Annotated in this window: 7 protein-coding genes; 4 read left to right on the top strand and 3 right to left on the bottom strand. The window is 36.3% G+C overall.

Features of this window, described 5'->3' with window-relative positions; translation table 11 throughout:
* Positions 1-1,300: 1,300 nt before the first annotated feature.
* A complete protein-coding gene (locus DLK05_RS08130) occupies positions 1,301-3,964 on the bottom strand; it encodes a PAS domain-containing sensor histidine kinase (protein ID WP_127343507.1) in 2,664 nt (887 codons plus the stop codon).
* Positions 3,965-4,539: 575 nt separating this feature from the next.
* On the opposite strand from DLK05_RS08130, the gene DLK05_RS08125 reads away from it, so the two are divergent.
* From DLK05_RS08125 to DLK05_RS08110, 4 genes are all read left to right on the top strand, one after another.
* On the top strand, positions 4,540-5,544 hold the full coding sequence (locus DLK05_RS08125; protein ID WP_235831975.1) for a PQLLE family protein: 1,005 nt from the start codon (positions 4,540-4,542) through the stop codon (positions 5,542-5,544).
* Between the two features lie 375 nt (positions 5,545-5,919).
* Positions 5,920-8,505: a S9 family peptidase gene (locus DLK05_RS08120; RefSeq protein ID WP_127343506.1), complete on the top strand. Its 2,586-nt coding sequence runs from the start codon at positions 5,920-5,922 to the stop codon at positions 8,503-8,505.
* A 257-nt stretch (positions 8,506-8,762) separates the two neighbouring features.
* Positions 8,763-9,533 (top strand): peroxide stress protein YaaA, encoded by a 771-nt coding sequence (yaaA, locus tag DLK05_RS08115; RefSeq protein ID WP_127343505.1) that lies wholly within the window; start codon positions 8,763-8,765, stop codon positions 9,531-9,533.
* Positions 9,534-9,638: 105 nt separating this feature from the next.
* On the top strand, positions 9,639-10,352 hold the full coding sequence (locus DLK05_RS08110; RefSeq protein WP_127343504.1) for a hypothetical protein: 714 nt from the start codon (positions 9,639-9,641) through the stop codon (positions 10,350-10,352).
* Positions 10,353-10,659: 307 nt separating this feature from the next.
* Here DLK05_RS08110 and DLK05_RS08105 read toward each other — a convergent pair whose 3' ends face one another.
* Both DLK05_RS08105 and DLK05_RS08100 read right to left on the bottom strand, forming a co-directional pair.
* Positions 10,660-11,655, bottom strand: coding sequence for a PorP/SprF family type IX secretion system membrane protein (locus tag DLK05_RS08105; RefSeq protein ID WP_127343503.1), 996 nt, complete (start codon positions 11,653-11,655; stop codon positions 10,660-10,662).
* Between the two features lie 139 nt (positions 11,656-11,794).
* Positions 11,795-23,950, bottom strand: a complete 12,156-nt coding sequence (locus tag DLK05_RS08100) for an immunoglobulin domain-containing protein (protein ID WP_209319789.1) — start codon at positions 23,948-23,950, stop codon at positions 11,795-11,797.
* Positions 23,951-24,105 lie beyond the last annotated feature (155 nt).

The raw sequence follows: 24,105 nt of genomic DNA, 5'->3' as shown, positions 1-24,105 counted from the left end.
TAAAATTGAAATAGTACACTTTATTGAAGTATGGTATAATAAACAAAGAATACATTCTGTTTTGGGCTATTTAACCCCAGATCAATATGGAAAATCTAAATATATAATCGCGGCTTAATATAAAGTCCAGTTTTTTGTTGCATATCCAACCAGTCAGGTTTCAAAAACCTGACGGGTTTATTATTTATATTCGGGTTTGGGCGAAGCGCCATTATAATAGGACAATATTGCTTCAGTATCTATAAACAGTTATTCTATCGTCATCCTGAACTTGTTTCAGGATCTATAAATAGCTATTTAGGACAGCCGCTTGCATTTTCAATCACTCGAAAAAAGATAAACTTCACCTTATTGGTATTCAAAACAAAACCAGTCAGGTTTCAAAAACCTGACTGGTTTATTATTTATATTCGGTTTTGGTCGAAGCGTCAATATAGTTAGACAATATTGCTTCAGTATCTATAAACAGTTATTCTACCGTCATCCTGAACTTGTTTCAGGATCTATAAATAGTTATTTAGGACAACCGCTTGCATTTTCAATCACTTGAAAAAAGATAAACACTACCTTATTGGTATTCATAACAAAACCCGTCAGGTTTCAAAAACCTAACTGGTTTATTATTTATATTCGGTTTTGGTCGAAGTGCCATTTTAGTAGGACAATATTGCTTCAGGATCTATAAACAGTTATTCTACCGTCATCCTGAACTTGTTTCAGGATCTATAAATAGCTATTTAGGACAGCCGCTTGCATTTTCAATCACTCGAAAAAAAATAAACACTACCTTATTGGTATTCAAAACAAAACCCGTCAGGTTTCAAAAACCTGACTGGTTTATTATTTATATTCGGGTTTGGGCGAAGCGCCAATATAGTTAGACAATATTGCTTCAGTATCTATAAACAGTTATTCTACCGTCATCCTGAACTTGTTTCAGGATCTATAAATAGTTATTTGGACAGCCTCTTGCATTTTCAATCACTTGAAAAAAGATAAACTCCACCTTATTGATATTCAAAACAAAACCCGTCAGGTTTCAAAAACCTGACGGGTTTATTATTTATATTCGGATTTGGGCGAAGCGCCAATATAGTTAGACAATATTGCTTCAGTATCTATAAACAGTTATTCTATCGTCATCCTGAACTTGTTTCAGGATCTATAAATAGCTATTTAGGACAGCCGCTTGCATTTTCAATACACTGTAAAAAAGATAAACACTACCTTATTGGTATTCTAAACAAAACCCGTCAGGTTTCAAAAACCTGACGGGTTTATTATTTATATTCAAAACTCCTTAAAAGTCCGTAATTACCTTATTGTCCTTATCAAATACCTGATCTACCGGCACCGTAAAACAAAACTTAGAGCCTTTGCCAACTTCTGATTCTACCCATATTGTTCCGCCCATCAATTCTACCAACTCTTTGCAAATGGTCAAGCCCAAACCATTGCCGCCATACACTCTATTAGCTCCCGGATCTACTTGTCGAAAGCGATCAAAAATTACCAATTGATCTTCCGGCGCAATTCCTATTCCTGTATCTTGTACGTAGAGCATAAGAGAATCCTTTTGGCATTTATAACCAAAAGTGATAGTTCCTTCATCGGTGAATTTAATGGCATTCTTCACCAAGTTATCAATCACCTGTCTTATTCTCTCCTTATCTGCTTTAATTCTGGTAGTGCAAGAAAAATCGTAATTAAAGCCTATATCCTTACCTGCTTGTTTTATACTTAAGACATGAAACTGACTCACTTCGTCGAGTACTTCATTAATAGAAAAAAGACTTTCGTTCAAACTCAATTTACCAGCTTCAATCTTTGAAATATCCATCAAATCATTCATTATCATCAGTAATTGCTCACTCGATGCCTGGATAATATCTGCATACTCCTTTCTTTGGTCCTCATCTTTTTCCACTTCCTCATCAAATAAAAGCGATGTAAACCCCATAATTCCATTTAGCGGGGTTCTTACCTCGTGACTCAAATTGGCCAAAAATGCAGACTTTAATCTATCGCTCTCCTCCGCCTTTAATTTAGCTTTCAACAACTGATTTTCTAATCTTTTTTGTTCTGTAATATCCTTCGCGATTTTAATAAAATTTACAATCTCCTCTTTGTTATTTTTTATTGCAATGATAGAAGCCGATTCCCAATAATAGTCTCCATCTTTCTTTCTGTTATAGAATTCTCCTACCCATTTCTCCCCTTTGAGTAAGGTTTTCCACATCTCCTGATATTCCGCTTTAGTCATTTTGCCAGACTTAAATATTCTGGGATTTTTGCCTAATAATTCTTCGCGGGAATAACCAGTTAAATTGCATTTTTTCTGATTCACATACTCCATATTCCCATCTACATCGATAATAGTAACAGCAGCAGGTCCATTTTCCACAGCATTTGATAATTTTTGATTCTCTAAGCTTATTTTTTTACTTTCCGTTATATCATGAATGATAAAGTGCAAAAGCACTTTTCCATCTATCTTTACTCTGTCTGAATACAACACCACTTCTCTTAGCTCACCATTGGACAACCGGTGTTGAGAGTCAAAATGTTTCGCCTTCCCTTCTGCAATTAGGATTAGAAGTTCTTCCACTGCATCTCGAGCGCGTGTGGTGATATCACTAATATTCATTGACAGGAGCTTTTCCCTGCTATAACCGTAAAATCGCACCGCAGCCTCGTTCACATCTGTCAAACTACCATCAACTGCATTCATCACCATCTCAACAGAATTATTATCATGAAACAAAGCACGGTACTTTTGCTCGCTTTTGATTAATTCCTCTTTCAACAGTTCTTTTTCCGTAATATCATAGGAAATCACCGCCACACGATTTTTTTCCAATGAGAAAACACTACAAAAGAAATATTTCCCAAGCGGATTGTGCTTTAACTGAAAATTAACCACCCTCTTTTCATAAACAACAGGTTCTGTTTTCTCGAACCATATTCTTTCGGTATCCGGAAAAAGCTCTAAAACAGTTTTACCAATTACTTCATCAGCACTTTTGCTGATATATTCTTCCATTTTAGCATTCAAATCTACATGCCTGAAATCTTGCAATTTTCCGTTCTCATCTAATATTGCATCATAAATCACAAAGCCAGCATCCATTCCCGAGAAAAGTGTCTTGTATTTCAGCTCTGTGTCAGATAATTTCTGCCTTAATTGAACCTCTTCTGTTTTATCCTTAATGATAAGCGCAAAAGCATCCTCTCCAAAAGGAAATGCTTTTACTGATAGATAAAGCCCCAGTGGAGTAAACCACTTTTCAAATTTCACATTTTTATTATCTGTTGCCGCAGGTTTAATTGCCTCCAGCCAGTCCTTCTCTAAATCTGGGAAAACATCCAAAATTCGTTTCCCTATCACCTCCTGCAATTTCAATCCCGCAAAATCCTCTACTCTGGAATTGACATCTATAAAGCGTGCATCGCTTACCTCACCATCATCTCCGCGAAGCACACTAAAAACAGCAAATGCAGAATTCATTTTAGAAAGCAGGGAACGATATCTGTTTTCCGAAACCTGAAGTTTTTCGTTGATATGATAACAATCATGCAATTGATAGGATACAAATCCAAAATGCAAACCCTCCATGGGGATCACATTGGTCAGGCAATATTTTCCAGTTGTGTCGTGCCACATCTCATAGGTAATCGATTCTTTCCGCTGAACTACTGGCTTCAATCGTTCGAACCATTCCTGCTTTGTTTTCGGATAAACTTCCAATACCGTTCGCCCTATCAATTCAGATGCTTTATGACCAATCAACTGTTCATTTAAAGTATTCATTCTAACATATCGCGCATCTACGAGCTCTCCGGCGGCATCCATAATAGCCTCAAAAACTACAAATGCTGTATGTGGATTAGAAATAAGGGGATAAGATACGTCCGCCTTATTTTGTGCTTCGTCAGAAAATGCTTCTTTAGAGTATTGAGTCATGCTTATTTAATTAATGGTAGCTTAATTTTGATTTTAATATGAATATATTAAAAAATGCTTTAAATGTTAATCTTTTACGCAACTAACAGTCAATAGTTACTCATCGATCAAGCAGATAAACTCATTCCATTAATTTCAAAAATCAAAAATAAACAGGCTATAACCTCCCTATTCTCGGTTCAATAAATCAGCATAATCCAATCTCAGAAGACTATTATTTTTCTTACTTAAACATATAATAGCGTACAAATAATCAGCTTGAGATTAATAAAAACCACTGCCTGGTATATTCTTTTTTTAAGTAGTTTATTAAAAAATATAAAACCAACACAAAAATCACCTTCCTTCCAGTTTCTAGCAAAACTCTAAATTCCCTCAAAATTCGTCTCAGAAACGCCTTAACAATAGTTCTGGTCTGAAATCAGCCACACTCCAAACCTCCCATTACATAAGGCTTTCCTGCTTTCTATTAAACTTGACACTTTTGGCAGGTCCATTTTATTGGATTATTGATTACCTTCATTTTTGATTTAAAAAACCACTAAACACCAATTACACTTATCTCGTCAAAACAAATGAAACGAAAAACAATAGCCGAAAGCCTGAAAAATAGTATTCCCGACCAGCTAACCAACAGGGAGAACCTCGAATCAAAGGTGCACAACATCAAAACAACCATAAAGAACGCCAAAACTAAGATAGAAAACTGCCCAACTGTCATAGATGACGTTCAATCCACAATAGACAACGGACAAGATGGCATAGAACACATCAAAACCAGGATAGAGAACATGGAATCTGCATTAACTGACGCCGAATCCATGGGGGAAAACACTAAAAACACAATAGATATAATTAAAGACACAAATAATCAATCAAATACTAACCAATTTAATGTTGAATTAAAAAAACCATACAAAATGGAAAAAAGAAAAAACCACTCGGAGATTCAAACTCTTGAATCCTACCGGGTAGCCTTATCAAATGCTGAGGCTCAATCGGATATCGCCACCACCATGGCAACCTATGGATATACCCCTGAAGTAATCGGGGAAGGTAAAAAATTGTTGGCTGACACAATGAATGTCTATAATTTTAACAAACAAGAAAATAATGAAGCCAGAGCTTCAAGAGCCGAATTTGATGCAAAATCTAGTGCCATCAACAATACTTACAGCAAGCACCGGAAACTTGCGAGAGTAATATTCCGAAATGATGAACTAAGCCTACAGAAACTAGCCTTAAAAGGAAGAACTCCATGTGCTTACATCAATTGGTTAACAACAACAAAAACCTTTTATTCCGAAATTATTGCTGATGAAAATGTTCAAAGCAAACTTGCCCGCTTTAAATTCACAAAAGAGGAAGCCGAAAGCAGTCTTGCTTCCATTGCTGATTTGGAAGCGTGCCGTCTCACTTATCTGCGCGAAATTGGGGAATCGCAGGAAGCAACAAGAGTTAAAGACAATACATTCGCCGAATTAGATCATTGGATGCAAGACTTCTACACCGTAGCAAAAATTGCGATGGAAGAAAAACCACAACTTTTAGAGGCAATAGGGATATTAGTTCGCAGCTAATCCGCCCAAGAATTTATATTTGATTGATATTTTGTGCTTAAAGCCAATCTCAAAACGAATTCAATCGTTACGAAGATTGGCTTTTCTATTACCACTGACAACCTCAATCACAGCCGTCATCCTCAACCACCGCTGACCACCTAAACCACCACTGTCATCCTGAACGCCAGTGAAGGATCCCTCCATTCAAAGCTCCTCCCTTATTGATAGAGATCCTTCATTCCGTTCCTCCATTCAGGATGACAACAACATTTGAACGGCACCTACTGTTACTAACTTCGAAAACAAAGGCCATTCCTAACAAATATCCTTTTTTATCCTGTCTAAAATCAATAATATTGAATTCTCAAAACACAAATACCAAAACAACTTACCATGAAAAAGATTTTTACAAGTGCGATACTCCTCTTTGGCTGTATTGCAATTACTTTTGCGGCACAAAAAAAGGAAAGCAAAGGTATCGTTATCACCAATTGGCTTCAAGCCGATGCCGTAACACTTCACTTACCGGCATTTCACACTACCAAAAATTTCGACGAACAGACCTATCAGTGGAAAAACCTTTTGCAGGAAAATCAATTGGATATTACCAGCATGCGTCCTGCCGAAAAGGAAGTAACAAAATGGAACAATCAGAACATCAGCTGGCAGAAAATCTCAACCAACTCCAAAGGTTTCGTCAACTTGACTGTGGCAGATAAAAAATTAGTGCATTTGGTCAGCTATTTCAGCACCAATCAGTGGGCTAAAATCAAAATAAATCTCACTGCCTTTCCCATGGCTGAGCTTTATATCGATGGCGAAAAGAAAATCAGTCACTACCAATTCGAGACCAAAAAGCCCAAAGAAATAAACGAGGAGATTACATTAGAGCAAGGACAACATATCGTTCTGATAAAAGTATTGACCGCTGCTAAAAACAACAACTTTCAACTATCCTTAAATCCTGTCGGGAATTCTGCTGCTGATCTTATTCAAACCTCCTTATCGCCAAAGCAAATGCTCACCATTCACAAAGTTCTGGATGGAAAAAAGGCAAGAAACACTCAACTTTCTTCCAATGGAAAATTGGCTATGATTAGTTATAGTCAAACCTTACCTCCTTCGGATAAAGTGGAAAGTTGGAAAGAAATTCAGGAGGTGGAAAGTGGAAAAATACTACATACCTTCCGTGGCAGTCAGTTATCAAATATCATATGGTTGCCAAAGGGCAATAAAATATCCTATACCAAATCTTATGGCGACAAAACGTCTCTTTTTATTTTTGATTTTGAGTCGGGTAGCGAAAAGAAAATTGCTTCTGATATTACTGATTTTGGATATTACACCTGGGCTCCTACCGGAAAATATCTCCTCTATTCGGTACGAAAAGATAATTCGAAAGATTGGAAAATAAGAAAAATACAGGGAATGGAAGATCGTTTACCAGGATTCCGCACTCGTAGCTTTTTATACAAACTAGATGTGAACAGCGGCGTAAAACAACGATTGACCTATGGTGCTTTAAGTACCAACTTGCAGGATATTAGTAGCGACGGAGTGCATATTTTATTTGCTCAGTCGCGTCCCGATTATAACGAATATCCCTACGACAAGCAGAATCTTTACCAGATGAATGTGGAAAGCTTTAAAGTGGATACGATCTGGAAAGACAAATTATTTGGAGGTTATGCTCAATATTCTCCCGATGGCACTCAGCTATTGGTTCAGGGCGGAGCAGACTGCTTTGGCAAAATCGGTGAGGACATCGGCAAACAGCCATTGGCAAACAACTTCGACGGACAGCTCTACATTTTCGATTTAAATACCAAAAATGCAAAACCTATCACACTACATTTCGATCCGTCAATTGATCAGGCAATATGGAATAAAACCGATGGCAATATCTATATCAAGGCTACGGATAAAGATTATGTGCGCTTGTTTCGTTACAATCCTACCAGCAAGCAATTCGATGCTTTAAACACCCAAAGCGATGTTGTTCGCAACTACAATTTAGCCACAAACGGAAGCAGGATTTCCTACACTGCTTGTAGTATTTCAACACCATACAGGGCTTTTGTATATGATATAAACACTAAGCAAAGTCAGCTTATATCTGATCCTCAAAAAGAGAATCTAAAAGAGGTGACCTTTGGCAAAACCGAAGATTGGAACTTTACCAAAGCCAATGGCAAAACAATCATCGGTCGAATTTATTATCCTCCAAATTTTGATGCCAACAAAAAGTATCCGCTAATTGTAAATTACTATGCCGGAACTCTTCCTGTAGAACGTAGTTATGGAGGTAGATATCCGTTAAATTTATATGCTGCCATGGGCTATGTGGTTTACCTGCTTCAACCAAGCGGAGCAACTGGCTTCGGTCAAGAATTTTCAGCAGCGCATCAAAACAACTGGGGAATCACTACTGCTGACGAAATCATCAACGGCACAAAAAAATTCATAGCCACACATCCATTTGTAAAAGCAGATAAGGTTGGTTGCATTGGAGCATCTTACGGTGGTTTCATGACCATGTTGCTGCAAACCAGAACAGATATTTTTGCTGCTGCAATTTCTCATGCCGGAATCAGTTCCATATCCAGCTATTGGGGCGAAGGCTACTGGGGATATTCCTATAGCGTAAATGCTTCGGGTAAGTCTTTCCCCTGGAACAACCGCAAATTATACGTCGATCAAAGTGCCTTATTCAATGCTGATAAAATTCAAACACCAATGCTTTTACTTCACGGAAGTGTAGATACCAATGTACCTTTAGGGGAAAGTATTCAATTGTATCAGGCATTAAAACTTCTCGGTAAAGATGTTGATTTTGTACAAGTGAAAGATCAGAATCATCATATCCTGAACTACACCAAGCGCATACTATGGAACAATACCATATTTGCCTATTTCGCAAAATATTTAAAGGATCAGCCACAATGGTGGAACGATTTGTATCCGGATAAGAATTTATAAGACATCCGACAAAGAGTTTGTCTCAAAACTACAATCGAAAGTCATTCTGAATTTATTTCAGAATTTGCTAAAATATTTATTTATGAACAGATCCTGAAACAAGTTCAGGATGACGGAAAACTAAGTTTTGAGATAAGCTCTTTTTTTATGCCTCCCGATCAATAGATAAAACTTAAGTCTTTATCAATAATAACTAAGTCGGTTGATACTTGTTTGAATATTATCTAATTTTAGATTCAAACTAAAAACAATAGCAAATGCTAATCGTAATATCACCAGCAAAGACCTTAGATTTTAACACACCTGCCAAAACAGAAATTCAATCTGAAGCCGCATTTCTTAAAGATTCGGCCCAATTAATCAGACTACTCCGAAAGTTAAAGATTGAGGATATATCTGAGTTTATGGAAATAAGTCCGAAGCTGGCTCAGCTTAATTTCGAGAGATTCTGTCAATGGCATTTGCCATTCACCACCGAAAATGCAAAACAGGCACTATTGGCTTTTAGGGGAGATGTATATACGGGATTAGATGCAGATACCTTAACGGATGCAGATTTTAAATTGGCACAAAGCAATCTGCGTATTTTATCGGGTTTGTATGGAATCTTAAAACCAATGGATTTAATTCAGGCCTACAGGCTGGAAATGGGTAAAAAACTAGCCAACAAACGAGGCAATAATTTATACCAATTCTGGGGCGATAAAATCACAAAAGCCATCAACCAAAGCTTAAAGGAAATAGAAAGCAAACAGCTAATCAACTTGGCCTCCAATGAATATTTTAAATCCATCAACAAAAAAAAGCTGCGAGCCGAAATTATCACCCCCATCTTTAAAGACCTAAAGAATGGAGAATATAAAATAATCAGCTTTTATGCAAAAAAAGCCAGAGGATTAATGACTCGCTTCATTATCCAAAATCAATTAACCGATCCGGAAGATTTAAAAGCATTTAATTCAGACGGGTATTTTTATAATCCGAAACTCAGCAAAGCAAAGGAATTGGTTTTTACCCGGGATCATTAGAGAATTAATGCCTTATTAAAAAGATTGTTAGGTCTTGCTTTTACCTTCAATTTTCACTATGTTTAAATGAGACAATCCTAATAATAACCCCTTAATTCCATTTCTATGACAGCAGAAAACTACGTTTTAAAATTTGGGAGTCTTCTTAAAGAAGAAACTCTTGAAGTAATCGACAATAAAATATTACCCAATACTATTGTTCTAGAAGCGATAAATCCGTTTCCCGGATACTATGAATATTACGATGGATTGCAGAAAGATATGTTGCCTCATTACATCTACCTCATCACCGACAGGAAGTATGATTTGGAAGAATTCACAAGAGCAACGCAAAACATCATGGCTTCGTTTGAAGTGAAATTTCATGCAGCAACTGGTACCATCACCATTTATAATGATGTTTATCATGCCATACGTATTCGTAGGTTAACCAGTTACGATCAAATTATTGCATTACAATCGCAATTTATAGATGAAGGCATTCAATTTAAGACCAATGGTTCTATACCGCACAACTCCAAAGCAATGATTCGTTTAAACAAATTTTTTGCTTTGGATGAGATAAGCAGCGGATTCTTTTTGGATCATATTGAAGCCAATCATGGTTACTTTACCATACCTCATAAGCTAAGTTGGAAGCAATTTGAAGAGCTTACACGACAGGTAAAATACAATATGGAGATGTTTCACTTCGACGTTTCTTTAGGCTTTATTTACGACCATTTTAAAGCAAAGGATATCATTCGTGTTTATGCAGAAAACATGAACCTGGAATTACTCAAAAAAATTAGAACCAAATACTTAGAGCGAATCAAATAAATATATTTGTTACAAATGAAAAGGGCTTTCGAAAGAAAAGCCCTTTTTTTATAAGATTATTACTGGTGTCCGGTTAAATTGTATTCTACTAAATTTCCTGTCGTACCTACGGTACTTATTGTTTTTTCAAGAAATTGATATCTACCATACTTTCATCCCTCTGGGATTGTTTTTAGCTCCCTTAGGAGCGATAGTATGGTAGAACAATAAAGAGAGCCCCGTAGGTGGCGATACAATTTTAAAACCTAATATTATTATCTTTACCTACCTCTGTCTGAATTTTAATCGGACAGTAGGGTAAGATTATTTAGAATACTGGTGATCGAATCGCTTTAATCTTCCGTTTTCTATTTTTAGGATCTATTCCTAATGGAAAGGAGAAAGATATTTCATGAGCTCCTGTATTGGTATGCACCAACTTGGTGACTGCATAATCGTAACTGTAGGCCACTTTAAAAAATTCGGTAACAAATCCTGCCATTCCAATAAAAGAATCGTAATTCAGCTCAAAATTCTGATTAAACCACAATCCAAAAACAATAGAGCTTTTACTTGCATACAAACCATAGTTCATTTGAGAGAAATCACCTTGCTTTTGAAAAAGTAATGCTGGAGCTAATATCCAGTTATCAGCATATCTACGGCTTCTTCCGCCTAAAACAAATTCAGCACCGGCATGAAAAGTATATTTGGTTTGCAATTTATCCTCCTGTTCATCATCGAAGCTCAAATCAGGTTTTGCCAAATGGTGCGCTGTAGCTCCAAAATAGAAATTCTTGTAATAAGCCATTGCTCCCAGCGAAAAATCCCAACCATCTTTGCTGCGGGTTACTGGATCTCCGTTTGTATTATGAGGAAAAATACTACCATATATTGGAGAAACCTGATCGGGAAAAACCAAATTCTCCCAATCTACTTTCTTTTGCATAAAAGCAGCCTCAAGGGCTGGCCGTACAATCAAATCATCATTTATTCTCAAATAAAAAGAATACATTCCTGCAAATGTGGTAGTTTTTAGCGCTCCATCCCCTTGGTCATCCTGAATTAACATGATACCAATACCGCCATTAATGGCTTCGTAAAAATTATCAAACGAAACACTATAGGTAACATATGGCAGATCCAGGTTCGGCCATTGATTTCTATAATTCAAACTAACATTAGCAGAATTGGTAGAACCAGCTAAAGCTGGATTTAAGTAGAGTTTATTAGCATAAAATTGAGAGAAACGAATATCCTGAGCAAAACTGTTTAATACAGTTCCCAGGAATATCACACAAAAAGCTAACAGGGCCTTCTTCATCGATTCGGTATTAAAAACTCCAATTCGAAGTACTGGAGATATTATTAGTGAATTAAAAAGTGTTTCGGGTTTCAATTTCAAAACCCAAAACACCTGTAATTTAAATCTATTTTCTTGATTTTATTCAAAAAATACAACATTATCTTACTAATACGAAGGTTCCTTTATTAGTAAGTTTTCCGTTTATAAATGCGACCCAAACGTAAGCCCCAGTAGGACAAAGTTTACCTTTATAGGTTCCGTCCCAACCGCCATTGTAACCGGTTTCATGAGATTGGAATAATAATTCACCCCATCTATCGTAAACATACATTTCGAATTGTTCCGCTACATTTATATCCTTTAAATAAAACTTATCATTCTCGTTATTTGATTTCGGAGTAAATGCACTTGGGGATTCAATTCCCACAGGTTTCACCTCAACATAAGCTGAATCTAATGCAGTACATCCAAGATTATCCACTACTTTAAGTGTGTATTTTCCTGTTTCAGAAACCTCAAGTCTTGGCAAAATACTTCCATCCTGCCACTCGAAGAAATAAGGTGCAAACTCGGATGGCAGATTGGCTCCAAGAATAACGGTCTCCCCATCAAATATTAAAGTATCCTTTAAATTAAGTGCAGGTGTGGGGTTGATGACAAAATTTTGTTCATCACCACATCCATACTTATTCGAAACTTCTAATAAATATTTGCCCGGAGCAGAAATTGTTCTGCTTTCTTCAGCATAACCATCCTCCCAAACAGGATTTTCCATACCGGAAACATTCACCTCAAATTGCTCCCCTTCGCAAGCAAATTTATCTTCTTCCAATTTAGGATCAGCAACCATTTGCACTATCACTTCATCTGTTGCGTCGCAGCCATATAAGTCTGTCACACTTATTTTGTAAGTATACGTACCTTCCGGTGCATTCACAATATGAGGGCTTCTGGTATCCGGATCATCTAGTTGTTCAGCATTTGTCCAGCTTATCTTATCCAAATCTCCAACAATATCGGTTGTTAATTCCAATTGGTTACACTGGCTAACAATAGTATCGTTTATAGTTTTTACCTCAGGAAGAGCAGCAACATTAAGATTCACTAAATCGATCCCAACACAAGCATGTTCATCCTTTACACTTGCCACAATAACTTGTGATTTTCCAGGTGTAAATATAGGATTCATTACGTTTGCATTATCCAAATTATCTGCTGGAGACCACAGGATATTATCCTCTTTTGTCACAGCATTTAATTGGAAAGGCTTACAATTCCCAACAGTTACATCATCCGTAATATCAACCACAGGTAAGGTATCTACTCTTAAATTAGTTGTTGTACTAACATTAGAACATCCATTATTATCAGTATAAGTATAGAATATATTATAGTTGCCTGGTCCTTTTCCGGAAGGGTCGAATACTTTTTGTGAAATTCCATCCACCCAATAAATACCACCTTCGGGATAACCTCCTGTCAATTCAAAAGCACTCTCGCAAACTCCTTTAGAAGGATAAGTACTCAAATTGACATTTGGTAATGCATTAAGGGTTACCAAAGAATCTACTTTAGATTCACATCCTGTTTCTAAATCAGAAATAGTAACCGATAATTGCCCATTCGCTACTTCCTCCCATGTTATTCGGGTACGAACTCCTTCTTCTGGTCCGGCAAAAATACCACCATCAACTCCCCAACCATATGTAATGTCTGGTTGATCAATTGTTACATAGGTAACCCGATCTTCTTTAGCACAAAGTACCATCCTACCAAATATTTCTGTATTTGGTAATTTATGAACAGTTAGCTCGGTTGGCTTCGTTGATCTGGAATCTGTACAATCATCAGAAACCACACAGGTGTAATATCCATTATCATCCGGACTAGCAGGTGTAAAATTTAGATTTGCATTGACTGCACCATCAATATTAACTCCATCCTTTTTCCATTGATAAGATACATTGTTCCCAACAACATCTGTTGTAAAAGCAACTTCTTCTCCATCACAAACTTCTGTGTCAACTAATTCTGAATTAATCACCAACTGAGGAATAACAGTCAAGTTAATTTCAGAACTGATGCTCTCGCCACAATTAGAATATGCCCGACAAGTATAAACACCGCCATCATCTAATTGAATATTTGTTAACTTCAAAACAGGAGCTGTCTGTCCTGGAATTACAAGCTCGTTCTTACGCCATTCATATTTTAGATTTTCACCTTCAAACTCAGCAGTAAATTCTACCGAAGAAGTATTCTCACATACAGATTTAGATTCACTTGCACTGATAAATACCGGCAATTTAGTAACCTCCAACTTACCACTGGTTGAAACATCACCACACAATCCTGTTACCTGAACTTCATAGTCGCCTTCCTGTGCAAGTGTAACTGCATCGAATGACAGCAATTTTTCATGATAAACTTCTGTTCCATTAAAACTCCAGACATAATTCAAGTCATCTGCCCCCGATATATCAGGAGACCAAGTCAATTCATCACCTTCACAAATCGTTTGATTTCCAAGTGGAGCATTTAAAGAGGTTAACGGATAAACCCGAACAGTTGTTAAATGTTCAATTACATCAACCCCTTCACCATAAACTTTGTAAAAATACTTGCCTGCGTCATCTAATGTTAATTCAGGAATATATAGATTTAACTCATCTTTCGATAGTAAAACATCATCTTTAAACCATTTTACAGAATCAACTTGTCCTGATAATTGTAAAGAAAGACTTAATGGCTCTCCCTCACATTTTTCTTCCATACTGCTCAATTCAGAATCAACTTTCACTGGCTCTTTTACGGTAAGTTTTCCGGAAGCCAATCGTTGTCCACAAGTACCAATAATTCTACAATTATAGTATCCTGCATCCGACATTTGTATATCGGTAAAATCTATAGATGGACCTGTTATATCAGTAAGTTCTGTTTTCACACCATCCACTTCATGTGTCCAATGATATTCCAAATCAGCACCAGAAATAGCCAGACTCATAGTATAATTATCACCTACATATTTTACTTTATTTGTAAGTGTTGCATGTAATACAGTACTTGGATTTACGGTTAAGGTAGCTGTTTGCTCATCTGTACCACAAGCATCCGGACTAGAAATTACACACTTGATATTATAAACCTTAGCGGTAAATTCATCTTCTGGCACTACTTTTATGGCATCCATAATGAATTCCTCATTATTCACATTCTGATCAACATCATCGATAAACCATTGGTAATTCAGGTTTCTGCCAGTGGCCTTAGCCCGGAAAATCACATCATCGTCCTGACAAGCTTCCTGATTTGGAATTGGTTCTAGAACAGGAATTGGATTAACTACCTGATGTCCTACAGATATATCTGAACCACATATATTACTAACCGTTACTTTATAGTTTCCTTCCTGACTTAAACTTGCATTTCCAAGATCAAGGGAAAGACCGGCTGTATTATTTGTACTCTCATCGTTTAAAGTCCAAACCAAATCGTCATACGGAGTGCTGGCAATAGGTCCAAGTTCTAATGACTCTCCTTCGCAAACAGAAGGAATCGCATCTATTCCGGTTGTGATTTGGGGAATTGACAGAATAGTAATTTCTATTGAATAAGTAATTTCTATTCCACATTCATCTGTAACAACACACTTATATACACCTGCATCTGTACTAGTAACTTCAGACACCAAATAATTAGTAGTTGCAGTAAGAGCAGTTCCATTATGTGTCCATGTATATGATGAGGCATCACCAGAAACTTTTGCTTCCAGATTCAGTTCCTCTCCAACACAAAGAGTGTCAGAAGCAGGCCAAACATTATTTGACACAATTGGTTCATATATATTAATGTATCCTGATACTGTTTCTGTTGAACAACCATCATTAACCACTAATTTGTATTGACCAGATTGACCTTTTTCTGTTGCAACAAGACTATAGTTTGCATCCATGGTAGTGCCAAGACTTACTTCATCTTTAAACCATTCGTAAGTTGTTGTTGCTTCTAAAGCCGGATCAACTGTTACTGTTGCAGATAAAGTTTTAGTATTTCCAATACAAAGTTTATCAATATTAGACCAGGTATCTATGCTCAATTTTGAATAATGACTTACAATAAAATCATTGGATAAATCAGGACAAACACCATTACTAACGTTAATATTGTAAGCTCCATTATCAAGATCGGAAATATTAACCAGATTTGTAGTCGACACTTCAGTTCCATCTTGCTTCCATGAATAAGTTAAATCACCAGTTCCTGTTAAATGCGTTAATTCAATTTGTTTACTTACACCAGAACAAAGATTTTGGTTTGATATTGGATCAAATGAAACAGGTTCAAAAACCGACAAGGTAGCCAAATTTGATATTTCGTCTGTACTTGAGCCATCACTAACAATACATCTGAAAGTCCATGATCCCATTGCAAGAGTAGTATTTGAAATATGAAGTTTCGATCCATTAGTAATAGGTATATCTGACATACCAAATACACCTTCTGCATTTACAAAGATTCCACTACCATCGTCATATTCCCACGCATAATCCAAACCATCACTTGTGCCTGTAATTACAAAATCAACAGCATCATTTAAACAAGCTTTAAGATTTTGTGGCTGAGCGAAAATTTTAATCAAAGCATTAACAGTCAGATTTACTTCGTCACTAGTTTGCGCTACCGCACAACCATTATCAACAATACAACGATAAGTATTTCCATCAAATCCTGCTTTATTTACACCGCTAATTGTTAATGTTGCAGCATCCGTTCCAGAAAAATCACCTCCATCGGAAAGATTAGTAAAACCAGAACCAGAATCCTCTTGCCACTGGTAAGTTATCATTGGTTCTCCAGAGACAGAAACTGTAAATTCAGCATTAGCACCATCAACAATATTGTTATCAATAGGTTGACTTACAATTGCAACTTCTTCGTGAACTGTAAGAACAGCAGCATTTGAGTTAACACTATTACATCCATTACTAACTTCACAATAATAAGATTGTCCATCAACAGGGCTTCCGACAGTATAAGAATCACTTGTCTCTCCGGATATAATACCTCCATTATTATACCATTGATAAGTATATGGTCCATCGCCACCGGCTATTACCGAAAATGTTGGAGGAGTATCAGTTGAACACATTTCTTCATCTAATAATGTGGAAGCTGTTGCCAATTCCTTTACATCAAGATCAAAACTAATTGTCTGATCATTACAATTCAATTCATTATATACATCGCATTTATAAAGTGCTTCATCAGAAACATGAACATTTCCAAGATCTAGATCTGAACTTGTAGATAAAACAGTTCCTGATGCACCGTCAATATACCATTTGTAATTAACATCAGTTCCTGTTGCAACCACGGATAAAACAGTTGGAGTTCCGTCACAAACAGAAGGTGAATTATTACTTGGTGTTGATACTGAAATATTCTCCATTACCTGAAGATTAACTATGTTTGACTCATCAGGAGTAAAGCTAAGATAATATACAATACATTTAAAAGTCCAGCTATTCATCCCAGTATTTGCATTTGGGATTGTAAGACTTGAAACATTCCCAACCACAGCATCAAACATTCCATCATTTCCAACCGCATTTACAAAGGTTCCACTACCATCGTCATATTGCCATGTATAGGTCATACCAGCTTTCGATCCGGTAATTTCCAAGACACCACCAGTACCTTCACATACTTTTTGATTTGATGGTTGTACAGAAATTTTAATAACAGCATCAATAGTCAATAATGCTGGATTACTTGTTGCAACTCCTGAACAAGAAGAACTAGTTACTATACATTGATATTTATTACCATCAAATGAGCCTATTAATGCTCCGGTTATAGTCAATTTAGCCGTATTAACGCCTGAATAAACGCCTCCATTAGCAAGATCTGTAAACCCGGAACCAGAATCTTCTTGCCATTGATAATAATAAATTGGCTCCCCAGAAGCAGTAACCTCAAAATTAGCAGTACCACCATCAGCGATAATCACATCAACAGGATCTGTTACTGTTACTTCATTCAAAACTGTTAAGCCAGCTCGGTCAGAAGTAGCATCATCACAAAAATCTCCTGAAACCACAGCGTAGAAATTTTGTCCGTTAGCTGGACTTGTGACAGTATAACTGCCTGCATTAGTACCAACTGGATTATCATCCTTATCGTACCATTGGTAATTTACTATTCCTTCTGCTGTTCCTGCAACTGTAAATACAGGATCAGCATCATTTGCACACATCGTAACATTCAACGGATTAGTTACCGTTGCATGTTCTTTTACATCTATAGTAAAAGTTTTTGTCACATCGTGACAGTGCTGTTCATTATAAATTTCACACTTATAATCCCCATTATCTGAGAGAATAATATTACCAATATTTAAAGTTGCACTAGAAGATAAAATATTCGATTCATCTCCGACTTTATACCATTTATATTTGATATCATCTCCCGCAGTAGCCGTTACAGATATCGAAAACAAGTCATTTACACAGGGTGTGTAAATCGCATCAGCTGATGACACGACAATATCTTCGAGTACTCTGATACTTACCTCGTTTGAGTATTCATCGGTACTCGATCCATCACTTACCAAACATCTAAATTTCCATGCATTCATACCTGTATTTACTGATGGAATTGTTAAGGTCGATATTTTCTCAACAGTACTTGCACTCATACCAAAATCATCCGCATCTTGATAACCACTACCATCATCATACTCCCATTTATAACTTAATGTATCAAAATATCCTTCTATAGTTAAATCAACATCTACACCATCACAAGCAATTGCATTAGTTGGATTAGATGCAATCTTAATTACAGAACTAATTGTAAGAGTTGCAGCGTTACTTGTTGCTGTTGAAGCACAAATTGCACCTGAACTTTCAACAACACATCTGTATTGATTACCATCGTAGGTTGCTTTGTCTGCATTGGTAATTTTTAATTCATCTGATTTGGTTCCTGAATATTTATCAACACCAGTTATATCCTTCCATGTTCCATCAAGAACCTGCCATTGATAAGTATAATTTGGCTCACCCGAAGCAGTTACACTAAATGTCGCATCGGCACCATCGGCAATTTCCTGATCAAGTGGATTACTCACTGTCACCTCATTCACAACGGTTAAATTGGCTTTTCCTGAAATAGCTGTTCCACAAGCATTGCCAGAAACAACACAGTAATAGGATTGTCCATCAACCGGAGGAACAACTGTTAATGTTGAACTATTAGTTCCAACAGCTATATCATCCTTATCGAACCACTGATAATTAATAGTGCCTTGCGCATCACCAGTCACAACAAAATCAACAGAACCTTGAGTTTCACAAATCATTTGATCAGAAGGAGGTGTGACGCTAGGATTCTTATTCACAATTACATTAAAGGTAAGGGTTTGGTCACCGCAATGTAAATCATTAAAAATGTCACATTTGTATTCTCCTCCTTGAGCTAGAGAGACATTTCCTAAATCCAAGTTAGGCTGATCTGATAATATTGTAGCAGGATCTGTTGATTTATACCATTTGTATTCAATATTATCTCCTGTTGCTATCACAAACAAGTTTACTAAAGCACCTTCACAAACAGTATTGACTGCTGTTGATTGGTTTGTAACTACAATTGTATTTCGAACATCTAAATTTATAGAAATCTGATCGTTACCACAATAATCAGAATTAGCTTTAGCGATATAAGTCCCATCATCACTTGGACTGGCTGCCGGATCAATAACAAAATTAGTTTGATCCGCATTTCCATCTGTAATAAGAGCACCATCTTTCCACCATTCAATATCATTATGCTCGCCACTCTCGGTGATCGTTAAGTTCACGAGACCTGAACATACTTCCACAGAATTGTCAGCGCTTGTTAATATTGGCTTCTCATGGACTTGAACAATGTAGTTTTTTACTAAATTATCACAGAAACCATCCACTTTAGCCTTATAAGTATAAGTTCCGGGTGTAGTACTCTTAGGTAGTTGAATCTGATTCACATCTCCAAATCCAAGATCAACATCTGAAGCATTTGTCCACTGAATGGTATAATCATCCGTATTCCCATTTACTTCAACTTTAAGAACAGGTTGTTCTCCCTGGCATATATTAATAGTTTCGTCTGCAGGATTCACAATAGAAATATGCTCATTTACGACAAGCTTTCTTTCAATTTTAATTTGATCTCCACATGGTAGATTTACGGTGCAATAATAAATTCCTTCATCAGTTTTACTGACAGATGCCAATGCAAAGAAATCATTTGTACCTATTATAGCTCCATTAGGATCATTAAAGCGCCAAGCAAAAGTTGGAGTTCCAACATAATCAATATCGATTCTAAAATCAGTATCCCCTACACATTTTACAATGGCTGCAGCAGTAGAGGAAGTATTAACTTTCTCAATACTTAAATTAGCATTTGCCATTTTTGACCTACCGCACTGGTCGGTAACTTTACAGGTATAAGTTCCTTCATTAGATTCTTGAATGTTTGTTAGTGCTAAACTTGATGAATTGCCACCAACTATAATATCATTATTATCTTTCCACTCATAAGTTAATATTGAAGCTGCGGGTATATTATTAATATCAACTGTAAAATTGATATCGTTACCAATACAAGCACTATTATCATTCATGCTAACATTCCCAAAAACAGGAATCATATTTAAGGTAAACTCCCTGGATACTGATGAGCCACCACAATTTGGATCGACTATAAATTCCCATACTCCTTGTGAATCATCATTTATTTCAAAGCTATATGGATTTCCAACAGGAGTTATATCTATAATAGTTCCATCTGGCTTCTTAGCTTTATAAGCTGAAACAGCTCCATTATCATCAAAAGTTACCACAACATTTGTTGGGTCACAAAATGGTCCTGTTTTATCTATTGTAATATCATTAACGACTAATTTTGGCGTTACACTTAAAGTAGCAGTAGATTCTTTTGTATCACAACGATTAGAAACACTCACCTTATATACGCCATCATCACCTATAGTTATTGGCGAAATAATTTTTTGAGATGAAGCATCCGGTTGAGGATTACCATCCTTTAACCATGTATAATTATAAAAACTCTCCGCCTCGGTAGTTTCTACCGAAAAAGTATGACTAGCAGTTCCTTCACAAAGCGTTACATCATCTATTCCTTTTTGAATAGTAACCAATGGTAGTATATCTAAATCACTTAACGTCAGAGAATTATTATCAGGACAGACAATTGTTTCTGCTCCAACGGTGTAAATACTTGATACACTAACAGAAAAAATATCAGAACGGTTAGTCATGCTCGCAGGGAATGTTAAACTAGCTCCATGTTCTGATAAATCAGTAGTTCCTCTTTTCCAATTATAATTTAATACTTCATTTCCTGTTGCACTAGCAGTTAAAATAACATCATGGCCTTCGCATAAATCAGGATTAACCGTAAGATCTGTTAAATTTGGAGCGGATAATACATTCAAATCTATATTATCAGAAGCAATCCCACAACCATTTTCTGCCTGACATTTAACAGCATATGTCCCAGCTGCATAAGTATTAGGAAAAACATATGGGTTTTCGACAGATACAGGATCCGATCCACCATTTACAAACCATTTTACAGCTCCAGCATCACCAGTAACTAAGGCAGAAATGAACGCAGTTGTTCCATAACAAAAGTTTGTTTTGTCCGCAGTTAAAGTTACACCTGCAGGTTTATCTACCAAAACATGTAAATCAACATTCACATTTGAATCTGAATTTCCACATTGCTGATAATCTGGTTTAAATCCAATGGTACATCTGTAATCCCCTTCATTTCCTTGCTGAGGATTCAAAAATATTAATTTAAAAGTTTTTGTTCCTGAAAATTCGGCATTATCAGATAAATCAACATAGGTACCTGTTCCATCGTTTTTTGCCCAGGAATAATCATACCAACTGGTGTCTCCATTCGAAACATCTAAAGAATTTTGTGTTCCCTCACAAAAATGGAAGGTATCGCCATTATTTCCATAACTGTAGTTTGGGACTACTCGTGCTACAAAAGCAGCGGTATCCTGTACTGCCTGAACAAAAGTAATACTATCCAATGCAAATGCAGATTGAATTCCAACAGCATTATTATTGCATATTTTAATAATTGCATTTGCAGCATTTCCAGGTTTCCAAAGTGCTGAAGCAGATTGCCAGACAGTAGGATCATTTAGTGTAAAATTATCTATAATCGTATCTCCGTTCACCAATACTTGTAATGATTGATCTGCAGTGAATTCTGCATTTACCATCTTACGACCAAATAATTTTACGATATAATTGAATCCCTTCACTACATCAACGGATGTTCCTCTATAGATGGTATCGCCTCGTTCTTTGGAGATTGCCATCAACATATAATCATTATCCATATCTGTAAAAGATGGATTTTTAAAAGATGGATCAGCATCTGTTGTCTGCCTATCAATGGTGTATTCTCCGGGATTACGCAAATTTCTATATACTTCAGCATAATCCGAATTTGCTGACAATTCAAAAAACGAACCATTATATAATTGATCCATTAAAGGATCTCTATAGGATCCTACCACATAATAAGTTGTTTCAACATCTGGCGCAGGTACATCCAAAGATCCATTAACAATTATTGAACGTTTCGTAAAATCATTTACATACCATTCATAAAAATCGGGTAATGGATCTTTTATTGAAACGCTAATATTATCATCGTAACTCTCACAAATCAAGTCTAAATTCGCATCAATATTGACACCCAAATCAGGAATAATTTTAGAAATTGCTTTCGTAAAACCGGAATAATAACCTGCAGCACCAACAACACCAGATTCTACTAACCATGCAACATTTATAGCCTTATTACTATAAAAGCGATAACTACCAGTCAAATTATTACTTAACTTGTATATTTCCCATTGAGGTACTCCTGAAATATTAACCGGATTATTAGCTATATCTGATAAAGGATGTAAAGTTTCTTCCCCATTTCTGGAGTAACTTATCACAGCACCTGTTTGGGCCAGAATAGTAATCACTCCGTTCACACCTTGCTCTGCTAGCAATTCTGCATAAGGCACTGTCACTTCCCGAATACCACTTGTTGATACAGGCGGGATAAAATTCATTCCTACAGTTGGTCCAATCCTTGAGCTACTTCCGGAAAGCGTTTGATAAACGTATATATTTTTATCAGCCAAGATATAGGCATTACCATTCCCATCATACGGGTCGGCTAAAGCCAAATACTCACCTTTTTTAGCAATGGTTCCTTTAAGAACACCATTAACTTTCACTTCAGTATTATCTTCTGTAGCAACAACAACAGGCCTTTCAGTAGATGAGTTACCCTTTCCTCTCATTACGATATACTCATTACGAAGTTGATCAATTGGTACAATTTGATCCACACCAATATCTTGACCTGCCCTATAAGGACCTGATGTCCATGAACCTGTATTTACTACAATGGGTTTTGTGGAAGTAATGGAAGTTCCATTCATTGCATTTTTATCCGCATCAGAAAAGCCTGGCAGATCATGATCCACTGCAATCACATAACTCTGCCCTTTCATTAATGTTTGAGTGATTACACTATCAGAACTTATGGATGTTGCTTCTAATGATTTAGTGGTCGCATTGTATTCGGTTAACATCGATACTTTAATATCAGAAAAATTCACCACTGTATTATCCTCTGTGGCCATTACCGAAACAAAATGACTTCTTCTACTTATTGCGCTATTTCCACTGGTATATACATGACCAGACAGAAAATCAGTTCCATAAGCATAAGTACCTTTAGTCGTTAAAGAAAGTCCTTGGTCTTTTGTTGAGTGTCTAATATTAACAAAAAATGGTGCATTAGATGAAAAAAACCTAATTCCATCATCAGGAAGAACTTTATTTAACTCCTTAGCACCAACAACATTTTTAGGAAAAGTATAACTATCTGGATAATGAATAACATCACCCTTAGTTCCTCCTTTACTTGTTTTAAATTTATATATTCCAGGTGTGCCTTGCTTTATGATTACACTATCCAATATATCAGAATAGCCTTTATATATATAAACCTTAACATCTTTAATTGAATTGGTCGATAGAATTGCTTCATGATAACCTATATCATTATCTGTTGAGGATCCATCATAAAATGGAGGTACAAAATGTTCATAGTCGTACTGAGCAATCCCCTTTAACGGAAGAGCGAACAAAGTAAAGACGAAAATAAATTTAAAAACTATTTGTACGTGAGTAAAAATTTTACCATTTCTCATCATATTAAGATTCAAGGTTAAAACGAAAGTATCTTACTACAAATCATTTATAAGATTAAAAAGAACAGAAGCCGTATTTTAGAGATATTATCAATTTATACCCAATAACTTCACTTTGAATTAATTCATCAAAGATTTGCTTCATCCATCAATTT

This window comes from Ancylomarina longa (genome assembly GCF_003996985.1).
Classification (GTDB): Bacteria; Bacteroidota; Bacteroidia; order Bacteroidales; family Marinifilaceae; genus Ancylomarina_A; species Ancylomarina_A longa.
Note: the sequence above shows the minus strand (reverse complement) of the source record. Positions and strands in the feature narration are given on the sequence as shown.